The organism is Pseudomonas sp. UBA4194 (genome assembly GCF_002379585.1).
GTDB lineage: Bacteria > Pseudomonadota > Gammaproteobacteria > Pseudomonadales > Pseudomonadaceae > Aquipseudomonas.
On the sequence record NZ_DFUE01000057.1, the window covers coordinates 11,340 to 11,569 of the forward strand.

The following is a 230-nucleotide window of genomic DNA, read 5'->3' on the forward strand; positions in this document are numbered from 1 at the left end:
TTCACCGCTGGTGCTTTCCTGCAGCTCCTGGAAGTCTTCCGGGCCCAGGTAGGCAGAGTGCGGGTCGAGGTTGCTGAGCATGCCCTTGATGGCGTTCTCCAGCAGGGTCTTGTCGTCCACCGGCTCCACGTAGGCGGCCTTGATACGGTCCATGACTTCGGCAAAGGTGCGCAATTCGTCCAGCGGCAGCGGCGGCTTGGCGGCGGCCGCGCTCCTGGCTGGCGCCACGG

At 66.1% G+C, this 230-nt stretch carries 1 protein-coding gene; it reads right to left on the reverse strand.

The window, feature by feature from the left end:
* Positions 1 to 230, reverse strand: a 230-nt coding sequence (locus B3397_RS14680) for a S41 family peptidase (RefSeq protein ID WP_414704391.1), incomplete at both ends; no start/stop codon positions are given.